Annotated in this window: 14 protein-coding genes; 13 read left to right on the top strand and 1 reads right to left on the bottom strand. The window is 46.4% G+C overall.

Annotated elements, in window-relative coordinates; all coding sequences use genetic code 11:
- The first annotated feature begins 53 nt into the window (after positions 1–53).
- The 13 genes from I8U27_RS13380 to I8U27_RS13440 all read left to right on the top strand — a co-directional run bounded on the left by I8U27_RS13380 (position 54) and on the right by I8U27_RS13440 (position 15,169).
- A complete protein-coding gene (locus I8U27_RS13380; protein ID WP_181752923.1) occupies positions 54–1,283 on the top strand; it encodes a serine hydrolase domain-containing protein in 1,230 nt (409 codons plus the stop codon).
- A gap of 137 nt (positions 1,284–1,420) precedes the next feature.
- Positions 1,421–3,208, top strand: a complete 1,788-nt coding sequence (locus tag I8U27_RS13385) for an ABC transporter ATP-binding protein (RefSeq protein ID WP_181752921.1) — start codon at positions 1,421–1,423, stop codon at positions 3,206–3,208.
- An 18-nt stretch (positions 3,209–3,226) separates the two neighbouring features.
- Positions 3,227–3,637 carry an ATP-binding protein gene (locus tag I8U27_RS13390; protein ID WP_181752919.1) on the top strand — a complete coding sequence of 137 codons (411 nt, stop codon included), beginning with the start codon at positions 3,227–3,229 and terminating at the stop codon, positions 3,635–3,637.
- 568 nt (positions 3,638–4,205) lie between these two features.
- Positions 4,206–5,162 carry a heme o synthase gene (gene cyoE, locus I8U27_RS13395; RefSeq protein ID WP_181752917.1) on the top strand — a complete coding sequence of 319 codons (957 nt, stop codon included), beginning with the start codon at positions 4,206–4,208 and terminating at the stop codon, positions 5,160–5,162.
- Between the two features lie 127 nt (positions 5,163–5,289).
- Complete coding sequence (coxB, locus tag I8U27_RS13400; RefSeq protein ID WP_309506157.1) at positions 5,290–6,291, top strand: cytochrome c oxidase subunit II; 1,002 nt, start codon at positions 5,290–5,292, stop codon at positions 6,289–6,291.
- Positions 6,292–6,496: 205 nt separating this feature from the next.
- Positions 6,497–8,260: a cytochrome c oxidase subunit I gene (ctaD, locus tag I8U27_RS13405; protein WP_374057936.1), complete on the top strand. Its 1,764-nt coding sequence runs from the start codon at positions 6,497–6,499 to the stop codon at positions 8,258–8,260.
- A complete protein-coding gene (locus I8U27_RS13410; protein WP_181752913.1) occupies positions 8,260–8,883 on the top strand; it encodes a cytochrome (ubi)quinol oxidase subunit III in 624 nt (207 codons plus the stop codon). Before ctaD ends, I8U27_RS13410 begins: the two co-directional genes overlap by 1 nt.
- Before the next feature lie 3 nt (positions 8,884–8,886).
- Positions 8,887–9,195, top strand: coding sequence for a cytochrome C oxidase subunit IV family protein (locus tag I8U27_RS13415; RefSeq protein WP_181752910.1), 309 nt, complete (start codon positions 8,887–8,889; stop codon positions 9,193–9,195).
- A 69-nt stretch (positions 9,196–9,264) separates the two neighbouring features.
- Positions 9,265–9,726, top strand: coding sequence for a DUF420 domain-containing protein (locus I8U27_RS13420; RefSeq protein WP_181752908.1), 462 nt, complete (start codon positions 9,265–9,267; stop codon positions 9,724–9,726).
- 192 nt (positions 9,727–9,918) lie between these two features.
- Positions 9,919–10,641, top strand: coding sequence for an ABC transporter ATP-binding protein (locus tag I8U27_RS13425; protein WP_181752906.1), 723 nt, complete (start codon positions 9,919–9,921; stop codon positions 10,639–10,641).
- Positions 10,638–13,364 (top strand): ABC transporter permease, encoded by a 2,727-nt coding sequence (locus I8U27_RS13430; protein WP_181752904.1) that lies wholly within the window; start codon positions 10,638–10,640, stop codon positions 13,362–13,364. The genes I8U27_RS13425 and I8U27_RS13430 overlap by 4 nt, the downstream gene beginning before the upstream one ends.
- A gap of 81 nt (positions 13,365–13,445) precedes the next feature.
- Positions 13,446–14,147, top strand: coding sequence for a response regulator transcription factor (locus I8U27_RS13435; RefSeq protein ID WP_181752902.1), 702 nt, complete (start codon positions 13,446–13,448; stop codon positions 14,145–14,147).
- Positions 14,144–15,169 carry a sensor histidine kinase gene (locus tag I8U27_RS13440; protein ID WP_181752899.1) on the top strand — a complete coding sequence of 342 codons (1,026 nt, stop codon included), beginning with the start codon at positions 14,144–14,146 and terminating at the stop codon, positions 15,167–15,169. The genes I8U27_RS13435 and I8U27_RS13440 overlap by 4 nt, the downstream gene beginning before the upstream one ends.
- Before the next feature lie 139 nt (positions 15,170–15,308).
- Here I8U27_RS13440 and I8U27_RS13445 read toward each other — a convergent pair whose 3' ends face one another.
- Positions 15,309–15,821 (bottom strand): hypothetical protein, encoded by a 513-nt coding sequence (locus I8U27_RS13445; protein WP_181752896.1) that lies wholly within the window; start codon positions 15,819–15,821, stop codon positions 15,309–15,311.
- Positions 15,822–15,831: the final 10 nt, after the last annotated feature.

The following is a 15,831-nucleotide window of genomic DNA, read 5'->3' on the forward strand; positions in this document are numbered from 1 at the left end:
CAGACTTTGATATAAAAATACCACCATGGCAAATGTTTTATCGAGGTGAAAAAATGCGGTTACCTGTTCGTTGGTTTTCGCTTGCCTTAGGGATCTTTCTTCTGTTAAGCGGGATGATCAGTATTCTGGTTTTGTCAAAGGGGAAATCGGGTTCACCCTCCCTCAGGCATGAAGACCCGAAAGGTTTAAAAATGGAAGGGAATCAATTGAAGTATATTGACAAAATTATGGAAGATGCGATCAGGGATGGGGTTTTTTCCGGGGGAACTGTACTGGTCAGCCGCAAAGAAGCGATTGTTTATGAAAAAGCATTTGGATTTGCTGTCCGTTATAAGGATCATCAAAAAACGCCGGCGGACAAGCTGATTCGTGCTTCAACCCGTACGATTTACGATATTGCCTCTATCAGTAAAATTTTTACCGCTACGGCGGTGATGCAGTTAGCAGAAAAAAAGAAAATTTCTCTGGATGAGCCTGTTTCCCGTCATTTGCCTGCTTTTGCAGCCAACGGGAAAGAGAAGATCACAATCAGGCAATTGCTTACCCATACCGGGGGTCTTCCGGCCACGCTTCCTCTTTATGAAGTTCAGGGAGGACGGGGAGACAGAATAAAAGCAGCCCTTTCATGTAAACTGGTAGCGAAGCCGGGAAGTAAAATGATATACAGTGACATCAGTTATATCGCTTTAGGGCAGCTGGTAGAGAAAGTGAGCGGCATGCCGCTTCAGCGTTATATGAAAACATACATATTTCAACCCCTTGATATGTCAACCGGATATCAGCCTCCTCCATTTTTGAAAAAGCGGATTGCCGCTACTGAATATCAACCGGGTCTTCAGCGCGGACTGGTATGGGGGGAGGTTCATGATGAGAATGCCTGGGCCCTGGATGGTGTGGCGGGTCACGCCGGGCTGTTTTCCACGGCAGAAGATTTGGCCAAATTTGGACTCGCTATTATCAATCAAGGGCACTTAAATGGCAATCGCATCCTGAAACCATCCACAGTGGAAGAGATGACCCGTCTGCAAACAGGCTCGCTACCGGGTGCGTTTCGCGGCCTGGGATGGGAACTTAATCAGGAATGGTATATGGGATCATTCTCTGGGGATGGGGCCTACGGGCATACCGGATTTACAGGAACTTCCATCATGATCGACCCGAAACGGGATGTGATGATTATTTTGCTGACCAACCGTGTGCATCCGGGACGAACGGGCCCAAATGTGTCAGAAATCAGAAAACAAATTGCGGAAACGGTTTATTCATCATTCCGTGAAAAATAAAGTGAACCTTTTTTCTTGTGATTCTCGTTACAAAAATTAGAGATGCAAATGGTTTTGCAAGCTGTAAACAACCTTTTTTCCCAGTTCTGCTATAATGGTAATGGTTTGTGAAACCAATTAGCAGGGGCTGAAGATAAATGGAGAGTGTGCGTAGGTATCTCCGGTTTGTAAAGCCATACTGGAAAGAGATCTTCTTAACGATGGTTGTGGGAGTAATCAAATTTGGAATCCCTCTCCTGCTGCCTCTATTGTTGAAATACGTTGTGGATGATTTGCTGCTGTCTTCCTTGTCTGCGCAGGAGAAATTAGAGAGATTAGCCTGGGCAATCGCCGGGGCTTTCTTTATTTTTACAGTAATCAGAATTCCCGTTGAATATTACAGGCAGTATTTTGCCCAGTGGGCTGCAAGCAGGGTGCTGTTTGATATTAGAAACCGGTTGTTTGACCATATTCAAAAATTATCTCTTCGCTATTACCATAATCAAAAAGCGGGCCAGATCATCTCCCGGGTCATCAATGATGTGGAGCAGACGAAGGAATTTGTGATCACAGGAATGATGAACATCTGGCTTGACTTATCCACCCTGTTGATCGCGATTGGCCTGATGCTCTGGCTCGATCCGTGGATGACTCTTGTGTCGCTGGCGATTTTCCCGCTCTATGCGGTTTCGGTGAAATATTTCTTTCAAAATATGCGAAAATTTACCAAAGAGCGGTCACAGGCGCTAGCCGAGTTGCAGGGCCATCTGCATGAACGCGTGCAAGGCATTACTGTTATTCGTGCTTTTCATCTGGAAAAGAGTGAACAGGAGCATTTTACGCGCCGCAATGAAAACTTCTTAAATAAAGCGCTCACCCATTCAAAATGGGTGGCAAAAACGTTTTCGGCGATCAATACGATTACTGATCTGGCCCCCATTCTCGTAATTACAGTGTCTGCTTACATGGTGATCAGGGGAAGTTTGACTGTCGGCGAGATGACGGCATTCTATGGATATATGGGCCTTATTTACAACCCGGTCCGGCGTTTAGTCAACTCGTCCACCACTTTAACCCAGGCCCATGCATCCATGGATCGTGTGTTTGAATTTATGGACGAAGCTTATGATATTACCGATCTTCCACACGCCAGATCTGTTGAACGGGTTCAAGGGCAGATCGAATTTGAGCATGTGCGTTTTCGCTATAATGAAAATCAAGACTGGATCTTAAATGATATTCATTTAAGCATTGCACCCGGCCAGACCATCGCGCTTGTCGGTCCGAGCGGTGGAGGGAAATCCTCGATCATTTCGTTAATTCCCCGCTTTTATGACGTTGCAGATGGACGGGTGCGGATTGACGGACATGATATCCGTGATCTTACTCTTCACAGCTTGAGAAAGCAGATTGGAATCGTATTGCAAGAAAATATCCTTTTTAGCGGGACGGTGGAAGAAAATATTCGCATGGGGAAGATTGATGCTTCTCCGGAAGAAGTGGTTCAGGCGGCTATTGCGGCTAATGCACATCAGTTTATCATGGAACTTCCCAATGGTTATCAGACGGAAATTGGAGAGCGGGGCGTAAAGCTGTCAGGTGGTCAAAAGCAACGAATCGGACTGGCACGGGTATTTCTCAAAGATCCGGCCATCCTCGTTCTTGATGAGGCCACTTCTGCCCTGGATTTGCAATCAGAGCATCTGGTACAGGAATCATTGGAACAGCTGGCAAAAAATCGAACAACGATAATTGTGGCCCATCGACTATCCACCATCACCCATGCAGATCAAATTTATGTGATTGATCATGGAAAAGTGAAGGAGCAGGGAACCCATGATGAGCTTATGGCTCAAGCAGGCATGTATGCCGAATTGTTTAATGTACAAAACCTGGCTGTACCGTCGGAACTGGATTTTCAAAAGATAAAAGTGGATGCTCGTTGATGGACGGAGGGGAAGGCGATGCGTAAAACATTCCAACTTCGGTTTGAATGGGATATTGTTAACATCCGCAGCGAAGTTCGCGAAATCGCAAAAGAGGTCGGTTTTAACGAACTGGATCAAGCCCGGATTGTTCAATCGATCTCGGAACTGGCCCGCAACGTGATCCACCATGCGGAAAAAGGGTATATCACAATATATACAGTCGAAGAAGAGGAACGAAAAGGACTGCGCATTCAAGTACAGGATTCCGGGCCGGGGATTCCCAACTTTGAAGAACTGATGACGAGAGGGCAATCCCAAAACATTGGTGAAACCTCCGGATTGCAACAAGTAGAAATGCTGATGGATGAACTAACGAGTATCCCGGTGGAGGAAGGAACCTGTGTGGAAGTGACCAAATGGTTAAAGCCAAGTCAGATGCTTGAATGATATGCCTGGACAAAAAGCCGCCCTCTTTTGCGATAAAAGGGTGGCTTTTTTGCACTTTAAGAAAGTGCCATTAAGGACCGGGCGGTCAGCCAGTTTTTTTGAGATGGAACCTGATACGGCAAACGCTTGATTCAGGCCTGTGTTTCAGTCAAGTTTCCAATATTTTGCCCCATATGATCAAGAAATGTTCACATATATGACACCTGAAATTAGAATCATTCCATTAGACTATGAAGTAAGAGGGGAAGTATGGGAAGCTTGAAGCCGGTTCTTCACTGATGTATCTATATTTTGAACCTTTTTATCACGCCCTTGCATGAACCATGGCGATCATCTAAAATGATTTTGGTAAAAGGCGCGGCAGTTGACATTTCTCATTCCCAATATTTGAGAAATGGAAATGTAAAATCATAGGTAATCCTACCTGTGATATTACATTTTTTGTATGTTTTAACCAATTTTTACGCATCCTTTGTGGAGAGCGGGAAAACATATGTATTTTTCAGGAGAGTGAAAACGGTTTAGCTTTGAGTTTGTTTACTCCTGGTTCTTTGGAAAGGAGGTTTGTATGGTGGATCGATCCGTATCCCAGCAAACCGCGGCAGATCAGAACATCGCTATCGAATCGTTTACAGGGGAAAATAAGACCACATGGCGTGATTATATAGAGATCACGAAACCGGGTATTAATAAAAGCAACCTGTTTGCCACCTTTGCCGGCTACTGGCTCGCAACAGGCTTTACTTCTTTTGATTTTGTGACTTTGTTATTCGCGATGTTAGGATCAGGATTGACGATCGCCGGCAGCTGTACCCTGAATAACTTCTACGACCGTGACATTGATCCTCTGATGGAACGGACTCGAAGCAGACCGGTGCCGGACGGAAGAATTAAGCCATCCGTTGCCTTGTGGTATGGAATTTTTCTCACAACATTGGGGATTATTGTTCTCACAGCAGGAGTTAATCCGCTTTCTGCATTTCTCGGATTTATTGGCTTTTTCGTCTATGTTTTCATATACACAATGTGGTTAAAAAGAACAAGTACCTTAAATACAGTGATTGGCGGGATCTGCGGTTCCGTACCGCCGATGATCGGCTGGGTTGCCGGCACCGGCTCGCTGGACCTGACTGCCTGGGCTCTTTTCCTGATTCTCTTTATGTGGCAGCCTCCCCACTTTTTCGCTCTTGCCATGATGAAAGCAGATGATTACAGGGCGGCTGGTATTCCAATGTTACCAATCGTGAAAGGTTTTAAAGAAACCAAGAAACAAACCCTGATTTTTACGCTGTTGCTTCTGCCTTCATCGTACTTGCTCTTTTATACAGGAGCTGTCGGTTGGTTCTACCTGGTGATTGCTCTGATTCTGGGTGGAGTTTACATCGCTCTTGCTATCAAAGGATTCAATACCAAAGAAGATGACCGGTGGGCGAGACAGATGTTCTTTTATTCCCTGATCTACCTGACTGTGATTCTTCTTGCTATGATTATTGATGTGGCAATTACCGAGGCGCTTCAATTCTAATCATCCCGGAAACAGTGCTTGCAAGAGTTTAAAATAGATTTTACTTTCGCACTGTAAATATATAGGATCCGGCTGGGTTTCTTGAGTCCGGCCGGATCGATGCAACAGAAAGTGAGGTTTGATCTAGGTGACTCGACAACGTATGTGGCGGGCCATGCTTGTATTCGCACTAGCGGTTTTTGCCCTTTCAGGCTGTAGCGGTCATCCCAGCATGGACGCCCTTCAACCGAAAGGAACTGCCGGGGAGATCCAGCTTGATTTGATCAAGTGGAGCTTCATTATGATGCTTGGCGTCTTTACAGTTGTAATCACGATTTTTGTGTATGTCCTCATTCGCTTCAGAAAGCGTAAAGGCAAAGACATCATGCCGGAACAAGTGCACGGGAATAATTGGCTTGAGCTTGCCTGGACTGTTATTCCGATTATCTTACTGGCAATTCTGGCTGTCCCCACTGTGAAATACACATTTCAACTGTCTGATACAAAACCGGGTCCGGATACCCTTGAGGTAAAAGTGACAGGGCATCAGTACTGGTGGGAGTTTGAGTATCCGGAATTAGGGATCAAAACAGCGCAAGAATTGTACATCCCTGTGAACACAAAAGTTCATCTGGAAATTGAGGGGAGAGATGTACTGCACTCCTTCTGGGTCCCGGCACTTGGAGGTAAGACGGACGTTATTCCCGGCCGGACCAACACGATGTGGTTAGATGCGAAGAAGCCCGGTCCATATCAGGGGAAATGCGCAGAACTGTGCGGGGCAGGACATGCTCTGATGGACTTTAAGGTGGTCGCACAAACGGAGGATGACTTTGATAAATGGGTGGCCCAGATGAAGAATCCACCGCAGCCGATAACTACAAGTGCCCAAAAAGAGGGCGAAGAGATTTTCAGGCAAAACTGTATCGGTTGCCACGCAGGTGCAAATGCCAAAATCCTGGGACCGGATTTATCGAAGTTTGGTACCCGCGATACCATTGCCGGTATTCTCCCGCATAATAAAGAAAGCTTAAAACAATGGCTGAAAAATCCGGAGGCCGTTAAACCGGGCGCCAAAATGCCCAAAATTGATTACTTAGAAGATAAAGAGTTAGACGCTCTGATGGATTACCTGATGAGCAGGAAATAACATACTCAACTTAGCTTACGATTGAAAGACTAAAGAAGGAGGGATCACCTTGGGGACGCTTATAATACTAATCGTCTTTGCCTTGTTCCTGGCAGCGATCTTTACCGGGGGGTATAATAAAGACTTCCTGACCCGGGTAAAAAAGAGCAAGGTATGGGACTGGCTCACCACGGTGGACCATAAAAAGATCGGTATTCTCTATTTCATGTCTGGATTCTTTTTCTTCCTTGTCGGCGGACTTGAGGCGATCTTTATGCGTTTGCAATTGGCCGTTCCGGGTAACGATCTGTTCGTTGGCGATACCTTTAACGAACTGCTTACGATGCACGGAACAACGATGATTTTCCTGGCCGCGATGCCGATGATCTTTGGTTTGATGAACGCCGTTGTTCCGCTGCAAATCGGAGCGCGCGACGTTGCCTTCCCGTTTGTGAACGCATTGGGATTCTGGTTGTTCACTGCCGGTGGAGTGTTACTGAACCTCAGCTGGATTTTCGGAGGAGCGCCGGACGCCGGATGGACTTCCTATACGTCGCTGGCATTGAATCAGTACAGTCCGGGCCCCGGAATTGACTACTATGTCCTGGGTCTGCAGATTTCCGGGATTGGTACATTAATTGGTGGTTTAAACTTTTTGGTCACGATCATTAACTTGCGCGCTCCCGGCATGACTTTCTTGAGAATGCCCCTCTTTACCTGGACATCATTTGTTACATCTGCTCTGATTTTGTTCGCATTTCCGGCCTTAACGGTAGCGCTTTTGCTTCTCATGTTTGACCGTCTGTTCGGGGCAAACTTCTTCGATTACACGATGGGTGGAAGTACGGTGATCTGGGAACACTTATTCTGGATCTTCGGTCACCCGGAAGTATACATCGTTATTTTGCCGGCGTTTGGTGTCATGTCAGAAGTGATCAGCACCTTCTCCAAAAAACGTTTGTTTGGTTATACTTCGATGGTTTTCGCCACCGTATTGATCGGTTTCTTAGGGTTTATGGTGTGGGTTCACCATATGTTTACCGTAGGATTGGGTCCTGTTGCTAACTCGGTGTTTGCGATTGCGACTATGACGATTGCGGTACCGACCGGTATTAAGGTCTTTAACTGGCTCTTCACAATGTGGGGCGGGGAAATCCGTTTCAAAACGGCGATGTTGTTTGCCGTCGGCTTTATCCCTACCTTTGTGATGGGAGGTATGACCGGGGTTATGCTTGCCTTGCCGCCGGCTGACTTCCAGTATCAGGATACCTACTTCGTTGTGGCGCACTTCCACTATGTACTTGTCGGTGGTACCGTAATGGGGATGTTTGCTGGCGCTTACTACTGGTGGCCGAAAATGTTCGGTAAAATACTGGATGAAAAGTGGGGCAAATTCCATTTCTGGACATTTATCATCGGCTTCCACCTGACTTTCTTCCCGCAACACTTCCTGGGCTTGTGGGGAATGCCGCGCCGTGTATTTACCTATCAGGCCAATGTAGGACTGGATACAATCAACCTGATCAGCACCATTGGAGTTGTGGGAATGACAGCGGGTACACTGGCATTTATCTACAACATCTACAAAACACATAAAAAGGGTGTACCGGCACCTGCCGACCCCTGGAATGGACGCACGCTTGAATGGGCGATCGCTTCACCTCCGCCGGAGTACAACTTCGCACAGTTACCTCGTGTACGTGGTTTAGATGCATTCTGGCTGGAGAAACAGGCCGGAAACAAAGGAATGACGCCTGCCGAACCGCTGGGTTCAATTCATATGCCGTCACCCTCATACATTCCGATTCTGATGTCAGTCGGTTTCTTTATCGCAGGTTTCGGGTTTATCGCCCGCGACAACTATCTAGTCGGGATTCTCGGTCTGGTTGTCGTCATCATTTCCATGTTCATGCGTTCGTTTGAACAGGATCATGGATATCACATTGAACCGGAACAAATTGAAGATGCACATAAGGGGGTTAAGGCATAATGGCGGCACATACAAACGTGGATACGAGTTCCAATATGCCTGGCCATCTGGAAACGGCAACGCTTGATGGGAAAAACAAAGTGCTGGGCTTCTGGCTCTTCCTGGGAGCAGAGACGGTTTTATTTGCCTGTTTGTTTGGTACCTTTTTGGCTTTGCGCAACCAAACGATGGGCGGCCCGACCGGGCAAGAGCTGTTTGATCTCAGACTGGTTGCCGTGGCGACGGTGATTCTTCTTACCAGCAGCTTGACAAGCGTGCTCGCCATGCACGCGATGAACCAGCTTAAAAAGGGTGCAATGCAATTCTGGTTAGGGGTTACCGTATTGCTCGGTTTAGCCTTCCTGGTTCTGGAAATATATGAGTTTATCCATTATGTTCATGAAGGGCATACTTTTATGAGCAGTGCATTTGGTTCATCCTTCTATGCACTGGTTGGAACCCACGGGGCCCACGTTACCTTCGGGATTGTCTGGATCTCAACCCTGATGCTCCAGGCCGCAAGACGAGGCATCAACACCGAGACAGCGCCTAAACTGTTCGTCTCCAGCTTGTATTGGCACTTTATCGACGTCGTCTGGGTATTTATCTTCTCGCTTGTATATCTTCTGGGAAAGGTGGGTTAAGCAGTGGCCGGTCAAAAACAATCTACCGCCAATCAACCAGCGTCTCAGAAATCCGGGGGGATCATGAAACATATCATTTCATTCGCCCTCATGATTGCTTTAACCGCAGCAGCTTTTTATCTCGTTATCACGGATGTCGTTGCTGAAAATATGATCTTGCCGCTTATCCTCGTATTTGCGGCGATCCAGGTGTTTTTGCAGCTTTTTACCTTTATGCACCTGGATCAGAAAGGATCTTCTTTCTATACGTTCTTCATTATGACGGGGATCTTGATCGCTGTGGTTTCTGCGGTTGGAATTATTCTTATGTAAAGTCAGGAGCCCTCTGCCATCCATTGGTTAGAGGGCTCTGCATTTAAAAACGGAAAGGTGAAAAAGAATATGGAGGGTAGTACAGTCGCTCTGATGAGTACGTCGTGTACGGTTACCAGCGCGATCTGCATGGCCATTGGCTGGAGGATGATTCGGCGGGGCAAAGTAGATGCACATCGCCGTCTGATGATCGCGTCAGTGGCTTTTGCAGCGCTATTCTTTATCTTATATATGGCCCGTACCATTTTTATTGGCAATACTGATTTTGGCGGACCGGAATCTTTTCGCCCTTATTACACCGCTTTTCTGGTTTTTCACATTATCCTGACCATCATCGCCCCGGTGCTTGCTGTCATTACGTTATACTTCGCTGCCAAAAAACGATTTGATAAACATAAAAAAGTAGGTCCATGGACCGCCAGAGTCTGGTTTGTTACTGCTGCCACAGGCCTGATTGTTTACCTTCTGTTATTTCAAATCTTTCCTCAGGGTGAGACAACCAATACTTTTCGGGCCATTTGGGGCTTTTAACTTTAAATATGATTCCGCTTTTGATCCAAGTCATGAGAGTTCCTCAGGATTTGGATTTTTTGTTTTCATTGCCCCTTTAAATCATGTCGTTCTGTTAACAAGATCTTGATAAGTTGTTGAAATGATATGGAGATCACCTCTTTAAGATATTTCTTAAGCATAAGAGACAAAGAGCAGAGGTGAATATAAGAAATGATTCATGCCAAAGGAATATGGAAAGTATTTGGACAGGGGGAAAACAGAGTTGAAGCTTTGCGGGGCGTTTCATTAACCATTCACAAAGGTGAAATCCTGGCGGTCATGGGGCCGTCCGGTTGTGGAAAAACCAGCCTTTTAAACTGCTTATCCGGGATTGACCACATCAGCAAAGGGACGGTGGAAATAGAGGGGCAAAATATCCACCAGATGAAAGAAAAAGAGAAAGACCGTTACCGCGCTGAAAAAATGGGCTTTGTTTTTCAATTGTATAATCTTATCCCTGTTTTGTCGGCAGTGGAAAATGTGGAACTGCCCCTTCTGTCACAGGGAGTTCGGGCAAAAACGGCACGAGAGCGCGCAGAGGAAGTTTTAACACGGGTCGGCTTAAGAGAACGCTGCCATCACCGGCCGGGTGAAATGTCAGGGGGACAGGCACAACGGGTCGCCCTGGCAAGAGCGATGGTCAATCAACCCGGTGTGATTTGGGCAGATGAACCGACTGGTGCCCTGGACCGGGAAACAAGCAAAATGATCCTGGATTTATTTGAACATTTTAATCGCGTGGACGAGACAACGGTTGTCATTGTTACTCATGATCCTGCTGTGGCTGAACGGGCGGATCGGATTATTTATATGGACAGCGGCCGGATCGTGCAGGAACGGGACACACGGCGGAAGGTAAATTCACCTGTCTGCATGAGGGGGAGCAACGAATGAGCATGTTATCCATCTTGCTGGGTTCAATTTCGTTGCTCCTGATCCTTTACTCTTTTTTGACGGCTTGGCGTCATCCTCACTTGTGGAAAATGGCTTTCAGGAATATACGTTTGCATAAAACGACAACTTTCCTGACCATCATCGGTTCGATGGTTGGAACATCTTTAATCACTTCCGCTTTATTACTGCAAACTTCCATCGTTCACAGTATGGATCTCTTTTTTGAAGAGCAGTATGGCAACATCTATAGTGACATACCGTCAGCGGGACAACCCAAGCTGGAACATCCCTATTTTGTGAGGGAGGACCTGCCAAGGCTGCAGGCTGATGCGGATTCTGCCTCCGGCCCGGCTGAATTTGTTCCGACAGTGGGTTTCTACGGGAACTTAGCAAAGTTAAATGACAGTGGAAAGCCACTGATCATTCAACCGCATGTCTATATCCACGCTTTTGATTTTAAAGATGCGAAACAGTTTGATGCCAAAGCGGTAAAATCAATTCCCAAAAGCTTGGATGGGGATGAGATTATTTTGTCCAAACGGGCCGCTGTGCATCTGGAAGTAAAAGAGGGGGATGAGGTCCAACTGGTTCTGCCCAAGCAAAACCCCCTTACACTCACTGTGAAAAAAGTAGTTGCAGAGCAGGGATTAACCGGTTATCGCGGGGAGAAAAGGGGAACGGCTACTGCTCTGTTGTCATTGAACACAGCCCGGTCTCTGCTGGGGATGAAAGAGGGATATACCAACGTCCTGTCTTCCTCTAACCTCCCCTTTGACGGCTGGAAACAGTCTTATGTGCGCAATGACGTGAAATATGAGCTGGACGGAATTTTAAAGTTTACCCCATTTTTTCTGATTGCCAGTTTAAATGCAATTATTATCGGGGTCGCACTGGTGCTCAATATCTTTAAAATGATTGCTGATGAGAGGAAACAAGAACTTGGCATCTTGCGGGCAGTGGGAATGAACCGTCAGGATTTGGCGCGGATTTTACGTTTGGAAGGAATGTTATATGCCATCGGGTCAAGCCTTGTTGGCGTTGCGGCAGGGGCGGGCTTGGCTTATGCGGTTTTCTGGCGTTTAGCGGATATATTTAACCTCTCGTCTCAGTACTCAACCCAGGTTGTGGTCACGTACCACTTTTATATCGATGCAATCTCTTTACTCGCAGGGCTTACGATTGGCATTTTGCTCATCTGCCTGTGTATGGAATGGGTTGCCCGGAGAGTGGCAAAAGTTGCGATCGTTGAATTGTTGAACGAACGGGATAGTGAAAAACAAGAAGCCGGACAGAAGAGAAAACAAACAGGTTTCAGGAGCCTGGCGGCACTTCTTACGGGACTTCTTTTTACAGCGCTTGTTACCATTACGCCCCAGTATTGGTTTCAAAAGTGGCTGGCCCAGTATCAAGGAATAACCACTTTTGTTAATGTAGGATTAGGGATTGCGGCGATCGCTACATCTATCGCTTTTGCCATTCTGTGCCTGCCTTTTATCTACTTGGGAATTCAAAAGTTTTTTGCCTTTATGCCCCGAATGTACGGGGTGCTGGGAGTTGCTTTTCGCTACCCGGAGTTGAATAAGAAACGGACGGGATTGCTCCTGTTTATGTTTACCATGGTGTTGTTTTTGACAGGCTTTTCGGGAATTATCAATGCAACGTTCGGTGCTGTTTTTGGCGGTTGGGATGGAAGGACTGCTACCGGAGGATATGATCTGACCGCCCGCACAAACCGGGTCCTGTCAACTGCCGAGTTGGAGCAGATGATTTACCGGTCCGCTTATATAGACCACAATCAGATTCAGTCTCTTGCCACGGTTGTCCAACTTCCTTTTAAAGACTATAATGACCGGTATGTGAATGGAATCGATGCCAGCTTTGCGCAAAATAACAGCTTGCAGCTGCAAAAAAGAGACCCTGCTTTTAGCGATGACCGGGCCGTTTGGAAAGAAGTTGCGCGCAACCCGGATGTGATGGTATTGGGGGAAGAGGAAGTCGACGGGAAGAGGTATCAAATTGGAGAATTCTTTCCCCTGCAACCGGGAGTGGAGAAAAAAATTATCGGTATTTCCCGGCACCAAAAAGAAAGCTATGGATTTTATAATTTTTCTTCCATATGGATTAAACAGAGTGAAATGAAGACATTAGCCGGAGATTCGCGTCAATTGGAAAGTACTCTTTTGATACAGGTAAAAAACCCGAAACAACTGGGGCAGGTTGCCAAGTCGATCGAGAAAGCGTTCACTTTGCAGGGAATTTATCCTCTGCAAAATCCACAGCAATATTTTGTTGCCAATCAATCTTTCAGCCGTACGATCCTCTCTTTACTGGAAGGATTCAGTGCACTGGCTACGGTGGTTGGGATCGTGGGTCTAATGGTGGTAATGTTTCGCGCGGTTCGTGAACGGCGCCAGCAGATGGGAATGATGAGAGCAATTGGAATGGGAAAAGGGTTTATATTCTGGAGTATCCTGATCGAGGGGGCAGTCATTGCCATTACAGGAATCCTTTTAGGGGTTGGTCTGGGGTGTTTTGTGGGATTGTTAATCATCAACGCTGTTTTTAGTGAGGGTACTCCTGATACAATTACCGTGATCTTTCCGTATGGAAAAATACTGATGTACTTTGTGGGAGCATTGCTGTTCACTCTGATTTGTTCTTCCATTCCTGCACGCCAGACATTCCAACTGTCTCCGGTGGAAGCGACCCGGTATGTAAGTTGATTTGCTGTGATTAAGGGAGAAAAGAAACTTGTTTTCTCCCCGTTTTTTCATTTTATTTGCTGGTGAAAGGGAGGGGATGCAATGAAAAAACGAATCCTGATTGTAGATGACGAAGAAAAAATTGTTTCCACCATTTGCGATACACTGGCGCAAGAAGATTTCGAACCGCTTCCGGAGCTGAACGGAGAAAACGCCATTCACCGTTTAAAGAGCGGGGAGAAGATTCATCTGGTTCTGCTTGACTGGATGATGCCGGGTATAAGCGGATTGGAAGTATGCAAGCAGATCCGCTCCTTTTCCGATGTTCCGATCATATTTTTAACCGCAAAATCGGATGAGTATGATAAATTGCTCGGCCTGGAGCTGGGGGCTGATGATTATATTACCAAACCCTTTTCCATGAGGGAACTGGTCACGCGAATCCGGGTTGTGTTGCGGAGGTTTCCGGTTTCGTCGGTGAACGGGGCGGCGGACGAGGAACGAATCGTATATAAGGATTTAATCGTCGATCCGGCGCAATATAAGGTGTGGCTGCAAGGAAATGAGGTGGTTTGTACCCACACCGAATTTAAAATATTAAGCACGCTCGCCGCCCACCCCGGACGGGTCTACAGCCGTTCACAATTGCTTGAAATTGCCCTTGGTGAGGAATACATCGGCTATGAACGCTCCATTGACACACATATCCACAACCTGCGCAAGAAAATGAAAGCCGCTTGTCCCCTGTTTGCAGGGATTCGCACCGTGTTTGGCGTGGGCTATACACTGGGGGATGCATCGTGAAGCGAATCCGGCGAAGTCCGTCTCTTATCTTATCTCTGGCTTTGCTCCCGGGAATGGGATTGGCGTTTCTATTGGGTGAAAACTGGAGATTATCCGTTATAGAGGGAGGCTTTCCTTTCATATGGTGGTCGCTGCTTCTGCTGCTGTTGCTATTTGGCCTGGGACTCATTTTTTGGGTGGAACGGGAGCAAAAGAGACGATTATCCGCCTTGATACAAATGGCGGAACAGATGGTTCCTTCAGCTGAAGAAGAAAAAGAGAACCCCGATGACGATGAGATCGGGAGACTGGCCCGATTGATCAGCCGTTTAGAATCCCGTCTTACCAGAGAGGAGCAATTTAGAAATCAACTTATTGCGGATGCCGCCCATGAACTGCGGACACCGATCACCATCTTGCGCGGGCAGCTGGAATCTTTTTCTGCGAAAGAGCAAGTACATCCGGCACAGCTGCTGCCGCTGGTAGACGAAACCATGCGCATGTCAAGGCTGATTCAGGATTTGCAACAGTTAAGCCTGGCAGAAGCACGGAAACTCAGCTTACATAAAAGCTGGCTTCAGCTCCCTTTATGGTTGAATGAAATATTTGAAGTGCTGAAAACAGAAGCTGAAGAGAAGCAAATTGCACTGGAAATAACACAAACAGCCAATGGTGAAGTGTACTGGGATTCTTCCCGCATGAAGCAGGTTTTGCTCAATTTGATCGGAAACGCTCTTCAATACACGCCCCGAAACGGGAAGGTTTTAATCTCTGCTCAAGAGTATGCAGGAAAGATTGAAATCAAAATCCGAGATAACGGACCCGGAATTCCCCCCGAAAAGCTGCCATATATTTTTCAGCGCTTTTACCGTGTGGAGGGGTCGCGCAATCGCTTGTCCGGCGGTAGCGGACTCGGGCTGGCGATTGCCAAAGAATTTGTCGAAATCCATGAGGGAAAGATCCGGGTGGAAAGCGAACTGGGGGAGGGAACCACCTTTACGCTTGAAGTACCGGTTTTTCCCGAAACGGATTCATTGAGGTGAACCCATGATGGATCGTCATGCATGATCATTCACCTGGGAAAGATAAAATAGAAGAGGTTATGTCAAAAATGCACCCTCTGGGCCAAGCAAAGAAAATGACTCAGGTTTCAATTCCTGAGTCATTCTTTATGGATGTCGGCTAATTATCAAACCAAAAAACGATTCGAACATCACTAAGATCACCGCTATCAGATAGCTCTGTTAACTTTTTCATAGCGTATATAAAATTAGAGCATTTGCTAGCATGAGACTCCATCCAAGTCATTTCAACGGAATATTCTACTTCTGGATTACGTTCGGTTTTTCCGTCCAAAATATCATTCATTTGATCCATTGACAAAAGGACATCATTATGGACGCCTTCAACCCACCGATAGAAATAAGAAGGGATCAAGCAGCCGGATTCTCTTAAATCACGGTAAGTATCTTCACACACCACCCCTTTGTGAATGACTTCTTTATCCCATTCAAACTCCAATAGTTCCTTTAGAGTAAACCAGGATGCACTATGGACTTCACCTTCACAACATTCATCTTTAAAAGTTTGATACTCCTCTCTAATTAAGGAACTTACATCACTTGGAAGACCTCTTGGGTAATCAATTGGCTCAATTCCAGCCTCATTTCTAACATCGGCCAATACAGCAAACACAGAGTAGCTT

The sequence above is a fragment of the Paenactinomyces guangxiensis genome, assembly GCF_016055185.1.
In the GTDB taxonomy this organism is placed as follows: domain Bacteria; phylum Bacillota; class Bacilli; order Thermoactinomycetales; family Thermoactinomycetaceae; genus Paenactinomyces; species Paenactinomyces guangxiensis.